Genomic DNA, 16801 nt, shown 5'->3' on the forward strand with positions numbered 1-16801 from the left:
TCCTTCGTTATACCGTCACGCTACTCGCCATACCCGTGGGGGTACGAGGAGCGGTGGCCGGCAGGGTCAGTCCGCGGAAACCGCGAAGGCGGAGGCTGTTGCTCACCACGAAGACCGAGGACAGCGCCATTGCGGCGCCGGCGATCAGGGGGTTGAGCAGGCCGAGCATGGCGAGCGGGATCGCGGCCACGTTGTAGGCGAAGGCCCAGAACAGGTTCGCCTTGATCGTGGCGAGCGTGCGCCGGGACAGCCGGATGGCATCCGCTGCCGCGACGAGGTCGCTCCGGATCAGGGTGAGGTCGCTCGCCTCGATCGCGACGTCGGTGCCGGTGCCCATGGCGATGCCGAGGTCGGCGGTGGCGAGCGCGACGGCGTCATTCACGCCGTCGCCGACCATGGCGACGACCCGTCCCTCGGCTTGCAGGGCGCGGATGACCTCGGCCTTTTCGGCGGGGAGCACGCCGGCGCGCACGTCGTCGACACCGACGACCGTGCCGACGTTCCGGGCGACGGTGGCGTTGTCCCCGGTCAGGAGCACCGGGGTGAGGCCGAGGCGCCGGAATTCGGCGATTGCGGCGGCGCTAGAGTCCTTGACGGTGTCGGCGACGGTGAGGATGCCGCGGGCCACTCCATCCCAGGCGACGGCGACCGGGGTCTCGCCCCTGCCCTCGCCGGCTGTGAGCGCCGCCTCGAGGTCGGGCGGGAAGACGATGCCCCACTGTTCAGTGAGCCAGCGCGGCTGGCCTACGGCGACGAGGCGACCGTCGACGACGGCCTGCACTCCGAGGCCGTCCGCGGAGGCGAACGATTCGGCGGCCGGGAGGGTACCGACCCGTTCCCGCGCCCCGGTCACGATGGACTTCGCGATCGGATGCTCTGACCCGGCCTCTGCGGCCCCGGCGAACCGGAGCAGTTCGGCGGCCTCGAGCCCGGAGACGGGGACGGCCTGGACCAGAGACATCCGCCCGGTGGTCACGGTGCCGGTCTTGTCGAGGACGATGGTGTCGACGCGCCGGGTGGATTCGAGCACCTGCGGGCCCTTGATCAGGATGCCGAGCTGTGCGCCACGGCCGGTGCCGACCAACAGGGCCGTCGGCGTGGCCAGCCCGAGCGCGCAGGGGCAGGCGATGATGAGTGTCGCGACGGCGGCGGTGAAGGCGACGACGGGGGTTGCGCCGACCAGCAGCCAGACCACGAGGGTCGCGAGGGAGAGACCGAGGACGATCGGCACGAACACCCCGGAAACCCGGTCGGCGAGGCGCTGCACGTCGGCCTTGCCGGTCTGGGCCTGCTCGACGAGGCGCCCGAGCTGGGCGAGTTCGGTGTCGGCGCCGATCCGGGTGGCCCGGACCACGAGCCGTCCGCCCGAGTTGAGGGTCGCCCCGACGACGACGGCGCCCGGACCGACCTCGACCGGTACGGCTTCGCCGGTGAGCATGCTCGCGTCGATGGCGGACACGCCCTCGACCACGACGCCATCCGTGGAGATCTTCTCGCCGGGGCGCACCACGAACAGGTCGCCGACGATGAGGGATGAGGTGGGCACGATGACCTCGACGCCGTCACGGAGCACGGCGGTCTCCTTGGCGCCCAGTTCGAGGAGGGCGGTGAGCGCTGCCCCGGACTGCTTCTTCGCGCGCGCCTCGAAGTACCGGCCCGCGAGGAGGAAGACCGTGACCGCGGATGCGACCTCGAGGTAGATCTCATTCGCGCCACCGCCGGCCTGGGCGGTGAGGCTGAAGGTCATCCGCATGCCCGGCATGCCCGCCGTGCCGAAGAAGAGCGCGTAGAGCGACCAGCCGAGTGAGGCGATGATACCCATGCTGATCAGGGTGTCCATGGTCGTGGCCCCGTGCCGGAGGTTCATCCACATGGCGCGGTGGAAGGGCCAGGCGCCCCAGACGGCGACGGGCGCCGCGAGGGTCAGGGCGAGCCACTGCCAGTTGGTGAACTGCAGGGCGGGAATCATCGACATGGCCGCGACGGGGATCGCGAGCGCCGTCGACACGAGGAGCCGGTGACGCAGGCTCGCCACCTCGAGCTCCTGCGCTGTGGGAGCGGCTGCACTGCCAGAGGTCCCGGCGGTCGGCTCCGGTGGGCGCGGACACTCGGCGGTATAGCCCGTGTCCTCGATCACGGCGATGGCCTGGTCGACGGTGGTGCCCTCTGGCAGGGAGACGCTCGCCTTTTCGGTGGCGTAGTTGACGGATGCCTCGACTCCCGGCATCCGGTTCAGCTTCTTCTCGATCCGGGTCGCGCAGGAGGCACACGTCATCCCGCCCACGAGAAGGTCGACGCGTTCGGTGGTCATCGTGACTCAGCGACCAGTTCGTAACCCGCTTCGTCGACGGCCGCTGCGACGGCAGCGCGGTCGAGCGGGGCGCCGGTCACCGTCAGGACGGACGTGCCGCCCGGAACGAGGGTGATCGCGACGTTCTCGGGGCCGGCGAGCTTGCCGACCTCCTTCGTGACGGCCGCGACACAGTGCGCGCAGGTCATCCCCGTTACCTGGTATTCGCTGAGGCCGAGGTCGTTTTCCGTCTGTCCGATCATGGAATGCACTTCTTTCTGGTTCCTTGCAGTGAATGGGTGAGCCGTGGCTCAGGACCGCACGAGCCGCGCGATGGCGTCGAAGGCCTCTTTGACCTTGGCGTCGGCCTCGTCGCCGCCCTTTACGGCGGCCTCAACCACGCAGTGGCTGAGGTGGTCGTTGAGCAGGCCGAGAGCGACCGCTTGCAGGGCGCTCGTCATCGCCGACACCTGGGTGAGGATGTCGATGCAGTACTTGTCGTCTGCGACCATGCCTTGCAGCCCGCGGGCCTGGCCCTCGATCCGGCGGAGCCGTTTCAGGTAGGCGTCCTTGTTTGACATGTAGCCATGCGGACCGCTGTGCGAGTCTGCACTCGCCTCGGCGGCGATCGTTGCGGTCGCACCGACCGCGGTCGCACTGTCCTCCGTTGAACGGATATCCGTCATCGCTCTGTCCTCCTCGTCGGATCCTTATACCCCCCTATGGTACACCCGATACCCCCCTATAGTACGCATACGGCCCGATTCGTCCCGATGACCCGGTCTCTCTAATAGGGGGGTGAGCTTCGACCGACTACCTTTGATAACATGACGCCTCCTGATACAACAGCGCCGAGCGAGGCAGCAACTGCCCTCGTCGCGAAGACCTTCTCCGAGCTCGGCCTCACCGATGCCGTGCTCAAAGCCCTCAAGGACGTCGGGTACGAAACTCCCTCGGCCATCCAGGCCGCGACCATTCCCCCCTTGCTCGCCGGACGCGACGTCGTCGGCCTCGCCCAGACCGGCACCGGAAAGACAGCCGCGTTCGCGCTGCCGATCCTGTCCCGCCTCGACATGGCGCAGAAAAACCCGCAGGCCCTCGTCCTCTCCCCCACCCGCGAGCTCGCACTCCAGGTCTGCGAGGCCTTCGAAAGCTACGCCTCGCACATGCGCGGCGTGCACGTCCTCCCCGTCTACGGCGGACAGGGCTATGGCGTCCAGCTCTCCGCGCTCCGTCGCGGCGTCCACGTTGTCGTCGGTACACCCGGTCGCATCATGGACCACCTCGCCAAGGGAACCCTCGACCTGTCCGAGCTCAAGTACCTCGTACTCGACGAGGCCGACGAGATGCTCAAGATGGGCTTCGCCGAAGACGTCGAGACGATCCTCGCCGACACCCCGGAAGACAAGCAGGTCGCGCTGTTCTCTGCGACCATGCCCGCATCCATCCGGCGCATCGCCAAGAAGTACCTGCACGACGCCGAAGAGATCACGGTCAAGACCAAGACCACGACCTCGGCGAACACGACCCAGCGTTACTTGATGGTCTCGTACCCGCAGAAGGTCGACGCGCTGACCCGCATCCTCGAGGTGGAGAACTTCGAAGGCATGATCGTCTTCACCCGCACCAAGAACGAGACGGAGACCCTCGCCGAGAAGCTTCGCGCGCGCGGCTATTCCGCGAGCGCCATCAACGGTGACGTCGTGCAGGCTCAGCGTGAACGCACGGTCGAGCAGCTGAAGTCTGGCAAGCTCGACATCCTCGTCGCAACGGATGTCGCCGCTCGCGGCCTCGACGTCGAGCGCATCAGCCACGTCATCAACTACGACATCCCGATCGACACCGAGTCCTACGTGCACCGCATCGGCCGCACCGGCCGCGCCGGGCGGAGTGGTGCCGCGATCAGCTTCGTCACTCCCCGCGAGCGTCACCTGCTCAACGCCATCGAGAAGGCGACCCGCCAGCCGCTCACCCAGATGCAGCTGCCGAGTGTCGAGGACGTCAACATCACCCGCCTGGCGCGCTTCGATGACGCGATCACCGAGGCGCTGGGCCAGACCGCCCGCGTCGACCGGTTCCGCGACATCATCGCCCACTATGTCGAACAGTACGACGTGCCGGAGGCCGACGTCGCCGCAGCTCTCGCGGTCGTCGCCCAGGGTGAGACCCCGCTGCTCCTCTCCGAGCAGGACGCCCGCAACCAGCGCCGCGACGAACGCGAACGCAACGAACGCGAACGCTCCGAGCGCAGTGACACCGGCAGCTATGCGCCCCGCAACGATCGCAACAGCCGCGACAGCCGCGACAGCCGCGGCGGGCGGGACGACCGTGGCGGACGCGACGACCGCTGGGACCGCGATGACCGCCCGCGCAAGAGTGAGCGCCCCGAACCTCGCCCCCGCGACAGCACCATCCCGCTCGTCTCCTACCGGATCGAGGTCGGCAAGCGCCAGAAGGTCGAGCCACGCCAGATCGTCGGCGCGATCGCGAACGAGGGCGGGCTGAGCCGCGAGGACTTCGGGCACATCCAGATCAACCCGGACTACTCGCTCGTCGAGCTGCCGGAGAACCTGTCCCAGGACGTCCTGGACCGTCTCGTGGGAACACGGATCAGCGGCAAGCTCATCGAGATCCAGCCGGACAACAGCGGCCCGGTTCGCCGCGAGGACCGCGCCCCGCGCCACCCCCGCCGCGACTAGCGCTCGGAGGCCGTCGGCACGGTGATGGAACATCTGCGACACGAGCGGTGTTCTATCCACTGACCCGTGAGCGACGTGAGAACGCAGCAGGCGGTCACCCCAACGTATGTGGAGGAATCATGAGTACAGAACGAGCGATCCTGGCCGGAGGGTGTTTCTGGGGAGCGCAGCAGTTGCTGCGCCGGCGCCCCGGCATCATCTCCTCGCGGGTCGGCTACTCGGGCGGCGACACCCCGAACGCGACCTATCGTCATCACGGTGACCACGCCGAATCCGTCGAGATCGTCTTCGATCCCGCGGTGATCAGCTACCGCGAGCTGCTGGAGTTCTTCTTCCAGATCCACGACCCGTCGACGAAGAACCGGCAGGGCAACGACGTCGGTCGCAGCTATCGCTCGGCGATCTACTACACGACGCCCGACCAGGAACGGGTCGCCCGCGACACGATCGCGGACGTCGACGCCTCCGGTCTCTGGCCGGGCAAGGTCGTCACCGAGGTCGAGCCTGCCGGCGATTTCTGGGAAGCCGAGGACGAGCACCAGGACTACCTGGAGAAGTACCCGGCCGGGTACACCTGCCACTATGTCCGGCCGGGCTGGCGCCTGCCCGCCCGCACGGAGACATCCGTCGTCTGACGCCTGTCCGCGTGGCCCCGGCGAGACGATCGCCGGGGCCGGTCGCGCTGCGTCGTCGCAGCGAATCAGGACGCGATGCCCCCGGACCCGTTCTCGGGCAGGGACGGGTTGTTCGGCGGTAAGACGGTGAGATGTTGGTCTGGGTCGATGCTCGACGGCGGTTTCAGCCCGTACGCTCCGTCGATCAGGATGATCCGCCAGCCTTCGTTGTGCAGCTTCAGGTGGTGCGGCCTGCAGAGCAGGATGCCCTGGGCGAGGTCGGTTGGGCCGTGGTCGTCGCTCCAGCCCAGCAGATGGTGAGCCTCGGTCCAGGACGGCGGCCGGTCGCAGTCCGCCCATCGGCAGCCACCGTCGCGGGCGCCGAGTAGGGCGCGTTGGCCGAGGGAGAAGAGCCGCTGTTCACGGCCGAGGTCGACGCCGTGCCCGTGCTGGTCGAAGGTGAGGGCGAGGCCTCCGGTGTCGCACAGGTTTCGTTCGACCGTCGCAGCCGATACGGCGACCATCGTGCCTTCGATCACCCCCGGCCCGGTCTCGGGTGCCCCGGCGGCCGGTTGAGAAGGCTGATCTTCCGTCGGGGCGTGAGTTTCGGCGGCAACCCCGGCAGTGCCTGCGGTGTGAGGCCGCACAGTACCCGGGTCGGACGTCTCGCTCTGAGTGGGAGTCGGGGTACTCCCGATTGACGTTGTCCCCGTGGTTCGGGTGGTGAGGATGCGGACGGCGGAGCGGCGTCCGCCGAAGACGATGCGGGGATCGGCGTCGCCGCCGGCCTTGAACACGGCCAGGAACCCGTCAGCGGCGATCTGGTCCACACTGCGCGGGTCGTCCTTGATCTTCTTCGCCCAGGCTGCCTGCTCTTTGTCTACGAAACGCACCCCGCCCCGCCGGGGACTCGTCACAGCGTCGTAGGCAGAGATGATGTACTCACCGTCCTCCGGTGAGTACAGGGCGGTCATGCGTACTCGTCCGTCCCGGACTTTCCAGACCCGCAGGTACCGTTCGTCGTAGGCGGCCTTCTCCCTGGCCTGGATGCCGGCCACGTCCAGGAGGTCCCGCACCCGGCGGGCCCGCTTGTAAAGCTGATCGGCGTTCAGGTTTTCCGCCTCGACCAGAAGTGCGGCCAGCGCCGCGGCGAGTTTCTCCGCGGTGATGGCCTGGTCCAGGTCACCCAGGCCCTTCCGCAGTGATTCGGCCTTGTCCACGGTGAGCCGGCCCGGGTGCAGGGCCCGGCCGATTGGCGCGTGCCACGGCAGGGCAGCCGACGGCACTGGCGGCGCCTCAGGTGTGCGGCCCTCGCCAGTATCAGAGGTGTCGCCGGTGCCATCGCCCTCACCGGGCTCTGCGGGCTGATCATCGTCGGACGCGGGAACGGGCAGGGTACCGTCCAGGGTCTGCTGGGCGGCATCGGTTTCAGCGAGCAGGCGCCCGACGGCGAGGAGCTTGACCGCATCGCCCTTGTTCGATCCGGTCAGCTTCTGGATCATCTCCTCCGGAGAAAGGAATCCCTGCCGTGCCGCCAGGCCCGACCCGCCCAGTTCCGGCCGGGACCGCCGGGCCAGGGTAGCCGCGACCCACGCTGCCCGGGTCTCGAGCCCGCGCCGGGCGCCGGCGATCAGGTTCTGGCTGGTCAACACCTCCTCATCGGTGAAAGCGTCGTACTCGGAAGACGACCCGCCCAGCGCTGCAACGGTATCCGCCACCGCGCACAGCTCGCCAAGCAGCACGCCGAGCGACCCAGCAGCCCGCAGCTGATCGGACGGCTCGGGCGACTCGGGCGACGCGGGCGACGCGGGGCGGTTGTCCATGACCCCAATGTACGACTGCCCACCCACACTCCCTGAGCAAAACTCAACCCTGTGGAAACTGCGGCTGATCAGGCACCTGTGGAGGAGTGTCTCCAGTATTTTTGCGCCTCGGAAGCCAGCCATCCGCCCGACGCCGACGTTTCGGCCGAACTTCCCTTCAGCGCTCCGGCTAGAGCTCCGGCCGGACCGCCCTGCTCTGGTCCCACGGCTCTGCCCACTCCAGTTCGTCGAACATCCGCGAAAGTACGATCGCCGTGAATCCCCAGACCAGACGCCCGCCGACGGTGAAGGCCGGCGAACGGTATGCGGCTCCCCCGACGGTGTGAGCCGTGCTCACCCGGTTGGCGGGGTCGAGCAGGTCTGCGACGGGCACTCGGAAGACGTCAACCGTCTCCAGGTGATCGACGGCTGCCACCTCCGACTCGCGCGTCCACCAGGCCGGCACCGGCGTCACGAGATGGTTGCTCACCGGCACGGGGAGTGGCGGCAGGGTGCCGAGCGGCTCGAGACCTTCCGGGTCGAGGCCGGTCTCCTCGACGGCCTCCCGCAGCGCGGCCGCGATCGGGCCGGCGTCGGACGCTTCGAGCCGGCCGCCCGGGAAGGCGATCTGGCCCGGGTGGCTCCCGAGCGTTGCGGCACGACGCAGCAGCAACACGTCGAGGTCCCGTGGGACCTGCGCTCGCGCGCCTCCCTGCACCGGTGACTGGGCAGGCGAAGAGTCGAGCACCCCGAAGAGGACGAGCACCGCAGCGTGCCTTGCCCGCACCGAATCCGGCAGGGAACGCGTCACCCCGGTGTGCCAGTCCAGGCCGCGCTCACACAGAGCCGCGAGCTGACGTCGAGGGTCATCCGTCGTGGGCAACATCATGCCAGCCTACAAAGCCAGTTCACCCGACGCGCGCCAACTCACGCTCGTCGCGAGGGCGCTCAACGCCGACCGAACCTGATGTACACGATGCACACGTCGCCGGCACCCACCCCTGACGGGAGCCCAGACGGGTCGGCTACACTCGGCGCATTCCGGTCAGAACCGTAGCCCAGTCCGCCCGCGACCTCATCGGCCGCAATCGCACGGTCGACCGCGTCTACCGCACTTCCGTCGGTGTCATCGGCGGGGGAACCGTCGTGCTGAGTATCGTGCTCATCCCTCTCCCCGGGCCCGGCGCGCTGATCGGCCTCGGCGGCCTCGCGCTGCTCGGCACCGAGTTCGACGGCGCGAAGAAGGTCAGCCGCCGGGCGAACGACCTCGCCAGGCGGGGTGCCGCCAAGGTCTCCCAGCTGCGTAAGGACCGCAGGGACGCCAGCCAGGACTGACCGGGATCCACGACGAACGTCAGTCGCGAGCGATCGCGTTCTGCGGGTCAACGGATGCCGCGATCGCCGTGACGCTCCGCTCCAGGAACGAGACGATCTCTTCTGAGGGCATCTCGGTGTCGAGCGCAAGGTCGACGAGGATGTCCTCGGCGAATCCGACCCAGGAGCGCAGGGCGAGGCGAAGCAACTCCGAGTCCGCGACTCCGAGTTCCAGGAAGACCGTGATCACGCGATCGGCCTGGGCTGCCCGTGCTTCTTCCAGCACCTCGCGCACCTCCGTGTCGCCGCTCGCGACACCGCGCACGAGTGAGAAGAACGTCCCGCGGTACTCGCGGACAAAACCGACGATCCGGGTCAGGGTGTCGCGGAGCCGTTCGAGGGGCGGCAGTTCCGGGGCAGGCTCTGTCGCGTCCAGCATGGCGTCGCGGGCCGTGCGCACCACTTCACGGTGCAGGCCCTTCTTCGATGTGAAGTAGTGGAACAGCAACCCGCGGGACACGCCGGCCCGCGCGGAAAGGTAGTCGATGGTGAGGGATTCCAGCGGCTGGTCCGCGAGGGACTTCACCCCGAGCGCGACCAGCTGGGCTCGCCGCTCATCCGGAGTCAGCCGCGTTCGCCGCTCCGTTTCCATGGTTAGAGCATATCCGTGTTCGGCAGCGGGCCGTCTTCGGCGTCCCTCGAACCGGGCCCTCCCACTCGAGTGCCCGGTTAGCAGATCGCGAAAAGCGTTGCCAAACCGTGATGTTTCACAAATCGGGCTATTAGTACACTCGTCAACAGCGCTTATTGGTTGGCGAGTCAATAACGACCCGCCGGACTGTTTGCCCAGATCAAGGAGGATCTATGAAGTTCACCAAGCTCACCGGCACCCACGCCGGACGGATCGTGCTCGCTGCGGTTCCCGTGGCCCTGCTGTCCACCGTCCTCATGGCGGGGGTGGCCAACGGCGCCGTCCCCGTCTCGTTCGCAGTGTCGGGAGGCCAGTTCAAGATCAGCGCTTCCCAGCTCGACGGGACGGGCTTCTCGCAGTACGGAGGCGTCGCCCAGGAAGGCAAGACGGGCACGTACCACCCCGTCGCGATCGCGAACATCGCGACCGCGAGCCTGGCCGACCTGTGCCAGTCCGTGGTCGCCGTGACCCCACTCGGCAAGGTCGGCCTGCTCATCGGTGCGGGCGGCGGCGGCAAGCCGGCCACCGCGACCGACCTGCAGATCGGCATGACCGACCTCAAGGGTGATGCGACCTTCGGCAACATCCGCATCGGCGTGGATGCCGCCGCGGTGAAGACGGCGGCCAAGGGCACGACGGGCGACTTCGCCCAGGACGCCGACACGATCAAGGTCGCCGGGCTTCAGCAGACGGCGTGGAGCACCCAGGCCTCGGTGTTCACCCTGACCGGTATGCACCTGCAGCTGACCAACGGAACTGAGTGCTTCTAATCGAAGCACCCCGTCACCACGGAGGAGACCGGATGAAAACCAGCACGTGGGCCACATTCACTGCCTGGTGCCGTCAGAGACCGTTCGTCGGTGGCATCCTCGTCGTGCTGGCCGGAGTGGAGATGTTCTTCTCCGGCCAGCTCGACGTCGGCACGATCCACGTGCAGGTCGGGATCGAAGGCATGCAGGCGATGATCATCCCGATCATCGTGGTGCTGCTCGGTATCCTCGCGATCGCGATGCCCACGCACCGGATCTTCTACGGGGTGATCACACTGGTGTTCTCGATCTATTCGCTGGTCGGCGTCAACCTCGGCGGATTCTTCATCGGGATGGTCCTGAGTGCGATCGGCGGCATTCTGGTCGTCGCCTGGATGCCGAAGCCGGCCAGGGCGGGAACCGCCGTCGCGGTGTTTGCGAGCCCGTTCGAGGAGCCCGACATCCAGTTGGGTGAGCTCTTCGAAGAACGCTCGCGTCCGCGGCGTGCCCTGTGATGCGCGGCCGCGGGCGCACCCGCGATCTGCGACCGCGCGTCGTCGGCGTCTGGCTCGTGCTGTCGATGTCGGCGATCGGGGCGGCGGCGATGCCGGCTCCGGGTCAGGTCGTGCCGTGCGATCTGCTCCTCGTGGGCTGCGGTGTCCCGACGCCGACCCCGAGCACGACGGCTGATCCAACCGTGGCGGATGCGACCCCCACCACCGTCCCGACAGCTCCGGTCGATCCAACTCCTGTCGATCCGGCTCCGGTCGTTGTCCCGATCCAGGTCCCCCTCACCGGGCCGACCGCGGGCGTTACGGCTCCGGGCCCGAACACCGCGGCCGCGGCGGCGGTTGCCGCCGTGCCAGACCCGAACGCACCCGTGTTCGGCAACCCGGCGGCACAACTCGGCGCATCCTCGATGACCATCACCGGGCACGCCTCAGTGACGGTCGTGACTGCGTCCAACGCCGACGGCACCACCGTGCCCGTGCTCAGGATCGTGGCCGATGACATTATTCTGACGGACGCCGTCATCGACGTGCGGTCGACATCCGGCTCCGGCCTCGTCACGAGCTCCCCGCGGATGGAATTGCACGGCAACGTGCAGGTCTACCTGGACTCGATCACCGCGACCCTGCCCGACGGGACCAGCGTCAGCTTCGGAGCAGCCACTCCCCCGCCGGGCGGGCTACCGTCGACACTCGGCTCCGTGACGCTCGGGCTCGTGGGGACCATGGCGGATTCCATCGGCTACAGCCAGGTGCATCAGAGCGTGAGCTGACAGCATGGCAGGACGCGGGGCCGGTCGCTTCAGGCGACCGCCCCGCGCTGGCGGATCAGGCGCTCTCCCGGTGGTTCTTACGACGGCAGCGGGGATTCGTAGGCGCGCAACCACCGGGTCACGCCGACGCCGACTGCAGAGCGGATGCGGACATTAAGAGCGAAAAGGTCCCTACCGCGTGAGTTCCAAATCGTCCTATCGCCGGCCCGCCGACGCCGTTGCCGTGCTCGGTTACACGCTGTACAGGATGGCGACGATCCCGTCGGATGTGCCGGGCGCACTCACCGACGGCACGGTGACATACCGAGCCGAACTCGGCCTCATCGAACGCGAGATGTCCGTCCTCTCGTTCCTGGTCAGCATTCCGGCCTGCCTGATGCCGGTCGCGGCAGGCTTCCTCTTCCCCGGGTATCAGCTGAGTCGCGGCCAGTATCACGGCCGGGAGACGACGTTCATGCGAGGCGGCTCGACCGTCGCGGTCTACCGGCCCCTCGCGCTCTGGGTGCATGCGCTGTGGCTCCTGCTCCCGTTGGCGGCCTGGGTCGCCCTGATCGCCGCGCCCGTGCGCAGTATGACGGCCGGGGGCTGGCCGGACGGGTTGCGCGGCGACCGGTCGACCGCGGTCTGGCTCTTCCTCGGCGGTTGCGGCGCGATCGCGGGCGGCCTCCTTGCGACCATGCTCGCCTCCCTGATCAAGAAGTCGTTCTACCTGCCCTGGGTGTGGGTCCCTCCCGAAGCGGCCTGTGGAGGCGAACCGCTCGGCGCCGGAGAGTCCCAGAGCTGAAGTCTCGCCCCTGGCCTCGACCGGCAGTCAGTGCGCCTCGGGTTCCTGCGGCGCGGCATCCGCCCGCAGGGTGCTGATGGTGTCGGCCGGATCGCGCTGGCGCCGGCTGGCGAACAAGAACGGGATGCCGATCAGCTCAATGAGGCCGCCGATCACGAGCGACGTTCCGGAGCCCCAGAGGTCGGCGGCGCGGCCGAGTGTCGGCTGGATGAAGACCCCGCCGAGGCTGCCGAACAGTGAGTCGAACGACAGCACCGTCGCGCGCTGCTTCGACGGGATCATGTCATTGAGGTAGGCCTGCCGCACCGGGCCGGCGACGGCGAACACGAACCCCCAGAGCACCAGCAGCACGATCGCGAGCCAGAAGAGGCTGGTGAGCCCGAGAGCGATGAGCACGACGATGCTCGCGACGGATGCCGCGATCACCGTGGTCGTCCGCCGGCGGAACACTCCCCGGATACGCGGGGCCAGCACCCCGCCCGCAACCTGCGCGAGCGAGAGCACGGCCGCGGCGAGACCGGCGATCGAGTACGCGGACGGGTCGCCGGAGAGCACCAGCAGGTAGGGCTGCAGGGCGTAGAACGCGTAGACCCCGACCCCGGAGGCGAAGGGCGCGGACAGGATCACCCATCGGACGGAGCGCCTCCGCAGGCCGTGCTCGATCGACTCGGCGAGAACGGTCCTGGTCGCCTTCACCGGCCCCTGGGATCGGTCCGGAGTGAATCCGAGGTCCTTCATCACGACCGCCGCGAAAACGAGCATCACGATGAGCATCCCGGCGCGCAGCAGGAAAGGGACGCCGAGATTGGTTGCCTGGGCGATCACGCCGCCCAGGACCGACCCGGCGAACATCGCGACGCCGGTCACGACGAGTCCCCTGGCGAATACCGCCTCGAGGCCGTCGGTGTACCCGCTGAAGGTCAGCGCATCGACGAGCCAGGCATCCACCGCACCGGTGAAGAACGTGAAGCCGAGCCCGAGCAGCACAGACACGAGCGCCCACCAGCCGAAGGCCGCGTGCCAGAGCCAGAGCAACCAGTACAGCGCGGTGGCGACCGAGAGCGTGATCGTGCCCAGCAGGTAGGACGCCTTCCGCCCGACCGTGTCCGCGACGACTCCGGTCGGGATCTCGAAGAGCACCATCCCGGCGGTGAAGAATCCGTTCGCGGCGAAGGCCTCGAAGTTCGACAGGCCGGCGTCGAGCAGGAACAGCGTGTTGATGCCCCAGATGAAAGACGCGGCCAGGGTGTTGCCGAGCAGGAGGATCAGATAGATCCTCTGCACGCGCCGCGCCGCGGGGTTCATGGCCGACATGGTTCCTCCGGTTCTGCCTCAGGGTCCGGGCGAGGTCCTCGTCCGCGGGCGCCGTGAGATCGTTCAGGACTCCTCGGGCGAGCAGTTCATCGGTCGCGGCAGCACGCGCCTGCACCTGCGCGACCCGGTCCCTGGCCCGATCGAGGTTGGCGCCGATATCACCCAGATTAGAACCGATGCCGGCCGCTGCCTCATTCGCCCGCGCCTGGGCCTCGGGAGCTGCATAGGTGGCCTTGAGAGTCTCCTTCTGGGTCCGGAACGCGGTCACCCGTTCGGAGAGTCGCCGCTCGTTGTCCTGCAACTGCACCTGCTGCCCTTCGAGCGAGGCGTATTGCTCACCAATGGCACCGACCTGGGTCTCGCGGTAGGAACGGCGTTCGAGAGCGGTCCGGGCGAGATCCTCGCGTCCCTGGTCCAAGGCCTCCCGGGCCTGGTCGGCCAACCGCTGGTACCGGGCTCCCATCTCCTGCCCCTGCAGCTCGATCCGTTTCTTCGCCGTCGTCACCTCGGCGAGTCCCTGCCGCACCTGCAGGAGCATCTTCAGCTGCTGCTCGTAGCTGTCGTCGAGAGCCTCGCCGGGGTTATCCAGCCGGTCGAGTGCACGCGAGGTCTTGCTCCGGAAGATGCTGCGAAGTCGAGATGAGGCGGTCATGAGTCCTTCCTCCTGGTCACGTCACGGTGATCGTGCCCGTTAAGTTCGTGCAGCTCCCGGACTCCGGCGTCCAGGGCTTCGACCTCGCGGTCGACCTCCGAACGCAGCGCCAGCAGGACATCATCGGTGAGGTCCACTCGATGGTCGACGGCGCGCTCACGACACAGTGAACGCCCGGTATCGCGACCAGGTTGCGCCCCCCGGATGACCACATCTGAACCGCACGCGGCCGGCCGACGGTAGACGGTCGGTGCGCCCCGAGCTGTCCTCGATAATGGAGAGGGTGACTCACCTCCAGGAACCCGCCGATATCCGCCTGATCGTCTCGGACATGGACGGCACCCTCCTCGATGATTCCGGCCGGGTGCCCGACGACTTCTGGCCCGTGCTCGAGGCCCTGCTCCGCGTCGGAGTGACGTTCTCCCCTGCCAGCGGACGCCAGTACCAGACCCTGCGGGAAACCTTCGGCGAGCGCGAGGGCCTCGTGTTCATCGCCGAGAACGGCACGAACGTCGTTCGCGACGGCACGAGCATCGCACTGGAACCCGTCGTGTTGTCCGTCATCCCCGCCATCGTCGAGTGGGTGCGCACCGCAGCCGCCACGGGCTCCGACGTGGGCATCGTCGTGTGCGGGGTGCGAACGGCGTATATCGAGCGCACCGACGCCGAGTACTTCGCCAAGGTCAAGCCGTACTACGAGGCCCTCTCGATCGTCGACGATGTCCTCGCCGCGTCCTCCGACGATGAGGTGGTGAAACTCGCGATCTACGACTTCGCCTCGGCGGAAGCGCACACCGGGCCGTCCCTGCGCGGCCTCGGACTCGAAGCCGATGTCGTGGTCTCGGGTGAGCACTGGGTCGACGTGATGCGTCCTGGGGTCAACAAGGGGCGGGCGCTGATCCGCCTCCAGCACGAACTCGGGATCACCCGGGAGCAGACGATGGCGTTCGGCGACTACCTCAACGACGCCGAGATGCTCGACGCCGCCGGAGAGTCCTATGCGATGGCCAACGCGCATCCGAGCATCCGTGCACGCGCCCGCCACCTCGCTCCTTCGAACGACCATGACGGTGTCGTCACCAGCATCCTCGCCGCCTTCCCCGGCCTGTTGCAGGGCGCCCGTTGAGGTGACTCGCCCCGTGTCGGCTGGGCCCGATCGGGACCCGGCCGAAGCTCGAGCGACTACTTCAGGATGCGGATGAGCTTGCGGTTGGCGAACTCCGCGATCCCGAAGCGTCCCAGTTCCCGGCCGAAGCCGGACCGCTTCACGCCGCCGAAGGGGAGCTCCGGGCTGTCCAGGAGCGACCCGTTGATGAAGACCATCCCGGCCTCGATCTGGTCGGCGACGCGCAGTGCCTGCTCCGGGTCGGTCGTGAAGAGGTAGGAACCGAGGCCGTAGGGGATGTCGTTGGCCACCTGCACCGCCTCCGCCTCGTCCTGCACGCGGTAGATCGCGGCCACCGGGCCGAAGAATTCTTCCCGGTAGGCGTCGCTCCGCGGGGAGACGCCGGTGATCACCGTCGGCGAGAAGAAGGCGCCGTCCCGCGTTCCCCTGGCAAGGACGGTGGCGCCCTGGGCCTCCGCCCGCTGGAGCTGTTCCTCGAGGTTTTCGGCGGCGCCGAGGGAGGAGAGCGGTCCCAGGGTCGTCTCGGGTGACGTCGGGTCGGCCGGCACGTTGGCGGTGATCTTGGCGGTGAAGCTCTCGGTGAAGGCGTCGAAGAGGCCGTCGATGACGATGAAACGCTTGGCCGCGTTGCAGGACTGCCCGGAGTTGTCCAGCCGGGCCGCGACAGCGGCGTCGACGGCTTCCTCGAGGTCGTCCGTGCTGAGCACGATGAACGGGTCGGATCCGCCCAGTTCGAGCACAACCTTCTTGAGGTTGCGGCCGGCGACCTCCGCGACGGCCGCACCTGCCCCCTCCGACCCGGTCAGGGAGACGCCGTGCACCCGGGGGTCGGCGATGATGTCGGAGATCTGGGCGTTGGACGCGTAGAGGTTCCGGTATGCGCCGGCGGGGAACCCGGCATCCGTGAAGATCTCTTCGATGGCGGCGGCGGATTCCGGGCACTGCGAGGCGTGCTTGAGCAGAATGGTGTTGCCGAGCACCAGGTTCGGGCCGGCGAAACGGGCGACCTGGTAGTAGGGGAAGTTCCACGGCATGATGCCCAGGAGAACGCCGAGGGACGCGCTGCGCATGAACGCGGTGCCCTCGCCGCCCAGCAGTTCGATCGGCTCGTCGGCGAGGAAGGCCTCGCCATGAGTCGCGTAGTAGGAGTAGATGTCGGCGGAGAAGTCGATCTCACCGAGGGCCTGCTCGACGGGCTTGCCCATTTCGCGCACGATGAGCTCGGCCAGGTGCTCGCGACGCTCGGTGTGCAGGTCGGCGACGCGCTGCATGAGTGCCGCCCGCTCCGCGACGGATGTGCGGCGCGAGAACTCCGTGTGGGCGCGGTCCGCCACGCCGATCGCCTCCACAACCTCGTCGTCGGTCGCCAGCGTGAAACTGGGGCCGCTCGTCCCCGTGGCGGGGTTGGTGACAACGTACTTGTTCATGAATTTCTCCCTGGGTGTCCTCGTTAACGCCGAACGCACTCGCAGCATACCTGTCCG

Annotated in this window: 17 protein-coding genes and 1 pseudogene; 9 read left to right on the top strand and 9 right to left on the bottom strand. The window is 68.2% G+C overall.

What is annotated here, in order from left to right; translation table 11 throughout:
• Window positions 1–7: 7 nt before the first annotated feature.
• From RCH22_RS09155 to RCH22_RS09165, 3 genes are read right to left on the bottom strand one after another with little or no spacing between them, the layout of a single operon-like run.
• Window positions 8–2311, bottom strand: coding sequence for a heavy metal translocating P-type ATPase (locus RCH22_RS09155; protein WP_327013710.1), 2304 nt, complete (start codon window positions 2309–2311; stop codon window positions 8–10).
• Window positions 2308–2553 carry a heavy-metal-associated domain-containing protein gene (locus tag RCH22_RS09160; RefSeq protein ID WP_327013711.1) on the bottom strand — a complete coding sequence of 82 codons (246 nt, stop codon included), beginning with the start codon at window positions 2551–2553 and terminating at the stop codon, window positions 2308–2310. Before RCH22_RS09160 ends, RCH22_RS09155 begins: the two co-directional genes overlap by 4 nt.
• Window positions 2554–2601: 48 nt before the next feature.
• A complete protein-coding gene (locus RCH22_RS09165; RefSeq protein ID WP_198413411.1) occupies window positions 2602–2871 on the bottom strand; it encodes a metal-sensitive transcriptional regulator in 270 nt (89 codons plus the stop codon).
• Window positions 2872–3117: 246 nt separating this feature from the next.
• On the opposite strand from RCH22_RS09165, the gene RCH22_RS09170 reads away from it, so the two are divergent.
• Both RCH22_RS09170 and msrA read left to right on the top strand, forming a co-directional pair.
• On the top strand, window positions 3118–4989 hold the full coding sequence (locus tag RCH22_RS09170) for a DEAD/DEAH box helicase (RefSeq protein WP_327013712.1): 1872 nt from the start codon (window positions 3118–3120) through the stop codon (window positions 4987–4989).
• Between the two features lie 119 nt (window positions 4990–5108).
• Window positions 5109–5624 carry a peptide-methionine (S)-S-oxide reductase MsrA gene (msrA, locus tag RCH22_RS09175; protein WP_327013713.1) on the top strand — a complete coding sequence of 172 codons (516 nt, stop codon included), beginning with the start codon at window positions 5109–5111 and terminating at the stop codon, window positions 5622–5624.
• Window positions 5625–5689: 65 nt separating this feature from the next.
• On the opposite strand, the gene RCH22_RS09180 is transcribed toward msrA, so the two are convergent.
• Window positions 5690–7426, bottom strand: a complete 1737-nt coding sequence (locus tag RCH22_RS09180; RefSeq protein ID WP_327013714.1) for a DUF222 domain-containing protein — start codon at window positions 7424–7426, stop codon at window positions 5690–5692.
• Between the two features lie 169 nt (window positions 7427–7595).
• Window positions 7596–8294 carry a CoA pyrophosphatase gene (locus RCH22_RS09185; protein ID WP_327013715.1) on the bottom strand — a complete coding sequence of 233 codons (699 nt, stop codon included), beginning with the start codon at window positions 8292–8294 and terminating at the stop codon, window positions 7596–7598.
• Between the two features lie 188 nt (window positions 8295–8482).
• Between RCH22_RS09185 and RCH22_RS09190 the strand changes: the two genes are divergently transcribed.
• The gene (locus RCH22_RS09190) at window positions 8483–8740 is read left to right on the top strand and encodes a PGPGW domain-containing protein (protein WP_327015487.1); all 258 of its coding nucleotides are present in this window, start codon (window positions 8483–8485) and stop codon (window positions 8738–8740) included.
• 19 nt (window positions 8741–8759) lie between these two features.
• Here RCH22_RS09190 and RCH22_RS09195 read toward each other — a convergent pair whose 3' ends face one another.
• Window positions 8760–9371: a TetR/AcrR family transcriptional regulator gene (locus RCH22_RS09195; protein ID WP_327013716.1), complete on the bottom strand. Its 612-nt coding sequence runs from the start codon at window positions 9369–9371 to the stop codon at window positions 8760–8762.
• A gap of 212 nt (window positions 9372–9583) precedes the next feature.
• On the opposite strand from RCH22_RS09195, the gene RCH22_RS09200 reads away from it, so the two are divergent.
• The 4 genes from RCH22_RS09200 to RCH22_RS09215 all read left to right on the top strand — a co-directional run bounded on the left by RCH22_RS09200 (window position 9584) and on the right by RCH22_RS09215 (window position 12225).
• The gene (locus RCH22_RS09200) at window positions 9584–10180 is read left to right on the top strand and encodes a DUF6230 family protein (RefSeq protein ID WP_327013717.1); all 597 of its coding nucleotides are present in this window, start codon (window positions 9584–9586) and stop codon (window positions 10178–10180) included.
• Window positions 10181–10212: 32 nt separating this feature from the next.
• Complete coding sequence (locus RCH22_RS09205; RefSeq protein WP_327013718.1) at window positions 10213–10674, top strand: DUF6114 domain-containing protein; 462 nt, start codon at window positions 10213–10215, stop codon at window positions 10672–10674.
• Window positions 10671–11441: a hypothetical protein gene (locus tag RCH22_RS09210; protein ID WP_327013719.1), complete on the top strand. Its 771-nt coding sequence runs from the start codon at window positions 10671–10673 to the stop codon at window positions 11439–11441. Before RCH22_RS09205 ends, RCH22_RS09210 begins: the two co-directional genes overlap by 4 nt.
• A gap of 178 nt (window positions 11442–11619) precedes the next feature.
• Window positions 11620–12225, top strand: a complete 606-nt coding sequence (locus tag RCH22_RS09215) for a hypothetical protein (RefSeq protein ID WP_327013720.1) — start codon at window positions 11620–11622, stop codon at window positions 12223–12225.
• A 27-nt stretch (window positions 12226–12252) separates the two neighbouring features.
• On the opposite strand, the gene RCH22_RS09220 is transcribed toward RCH22_RS09215, so the two are convergent.
• Together RCH22_RS09220 and RCH22_RS21180 are read right to left on the bottom strand one after the other, a co-directional pair.
• Window positions 12253–13530: an MFS transporter gene (locus RCH22_RS09220; protein ID WP_327015488.1), complete on the bottom strand. Its 1278-nt coding sequence runs from the start codon at window positions 13528–13530 to the stop codon at window positions 12253–12255.
• A 148-nt stretch (window positions 13531–13678) separates the two neighbouring features.
• A pseudogene (locus RCH22_RS21180) lies at window positions 13679–14191 on the bottom strand (PspA/IM30 family protein); the annotation flags it as partial.
• A 26-nt stretch (window positions 14192–14217) separates the two neighbouring features.
• On the opposite strand from RCH22_RS21180, the gene RCH22_RS09230 reads away from it, so the two are divergent.
• Together RCH22_RS09230 and RCH22_RS09235 are read left to right on the top strand one after the other, a co-directional pair.
• Window positions 14218–14361 (top strand): hypothetical protein, encoded by a 144-nt coding sequence (locus RCH22_RS09230; protein ID WP_327013722.1) that lies wholly within the window; start codon window positions 14218–14220, stop codon window positions 14359–14361.
• A 113-nt stretch (window positions 14362–14474) separates the two neighbouring features.
• Window positions 14475–15317 (top strand): Cof-type HAD-IIB family hydrolase, encoded by an 843-nt coding sequence (locus tag RCH22_RS09235; RefSeq protein ID WP_327013723.1) that lies wholly within the window; start codon window positions 14475–14477, stop codon window positions 15315–15317.
• A 56-nt stretch (window positions 15318–15373) separates the two neighbouring features.
• On the opposite strand, the gene RCH22_RS09240 is transcribed toward RCH22_RS09235, so the two are convergent.
• Window positions 15374–16744, bottom strand: coding sequence for an NAD-dependent succinate-semialdehyde dehydrogenase (locus RCH22_RS09240; protein WP_327013724.1), 1371 nt, complete (start codon window positions 16742–16744; stop codon window positions 15374–15376).
• Window positions 16745–16801: the final 57 nt, after the last annotated feature.

The sequence above is a fragment of the Cryobacterium sp. GrIS_2_6 genome (genome assembly GCF_035984545.1).
Taxonomy (GTDB): Bacteria; Actinomycetota; Actinomycetes; order Actinomycetales; family Microbacteriaceae; genus Cryobacterium.

What these genes read in the sequence shown, in the direction of transcription:
- RCH22_RS09155 (WP_327013710.1), bottom strand. Translation starts at nt 2,311, where the DNA reads ATGACCACCGAACGCGTCGACCTTCTCGTGGGCGGGATGACGTGTGCC.
- RCH22_RS09160 (WP_327013711.1), bottom strand. Translation starts at nt 2,553, where the DNA reads ATGATCGGACAGACGGAAAACGACCTCGGCCTCAGCGAATACCAGGTA.
- RCH22_RS09165 (WP_198413411.1), bottom strand. Translation starts at nt 2,871, where the DNA reads ATGTCAAACAAGGACGCCTACCTGAAACGGCTCCGCCGGATCGAGGGC.
- RCH22_RS09170 (WP_327013712.1), top strand. Translation starts at nt 3,118, where the DNA reads ATGACGCCTCCTGATACAACAGCGCCGAGCGAGGCAGCAACTGCCCTC.
- msrA (WP_327013713.1), top strand. Translation starts at nt 5,109, where the DNA reads ATGAGTACAGAACGAGCGATCCTGGCCGGAGGGTGTTTCTGGGGAGCG.
- RCH22_RS09180 (WP_327013714.1), bottom strand. Translation starts at nt 7,426, where the DNA reads ATGGACAACCGCCCCGCGTCGCCCGCGTCGCCCGAGTCGCCCGAGCCG.
- RCH22_RS09185 (WP_327013715.1), bottom strand. Translation starts at nt 8,294, where the DNA reads ATGATGTTGCCCACGACGGATGACCCTCGACGTCAGCTCGCGGCTCTG.
- RCH22_RS09195 (WP_327013716.1), bottom strand. Translation starts at nt 9,371, where the DNA reads ATGGAAACGGAGCGGCGAACGCGGCTGACTCCGGATGAGCGGCGAGCC.
- RCH22_RS09200 (WP_327013717.1), top strand. Translation starts at nt 9,584, where the DNA reads ATGAAGTTCACCAAGCTCACCGGCACCCACGCCGGACGGATCGTGCTC.
- RCH22_RS09205 (WP_327013718.1), top strand. Translation starts at nt 10,213, where the DNA reads ATGAAAACCAGCACGTGGGCCACATTCACTGCCTGGTGCCGTCAGAGA.
- RCH22_RS09220 (WP_327015488.1), bottom strand. Translation starts at nt 13,530, where the DNA reads ATGAACCCCGCGGCGCGGCGCGTGCAGAGGATCTATCTGATCCTCCTG.
- RCH22_RS09240 (WP_327013724.1), bottom strand. Translation starts at nt 16,744, where the DNA reads ATGAACAAGTACGTTGTCACCAACCCCGCCACGGGGACGAGCGGCCCC.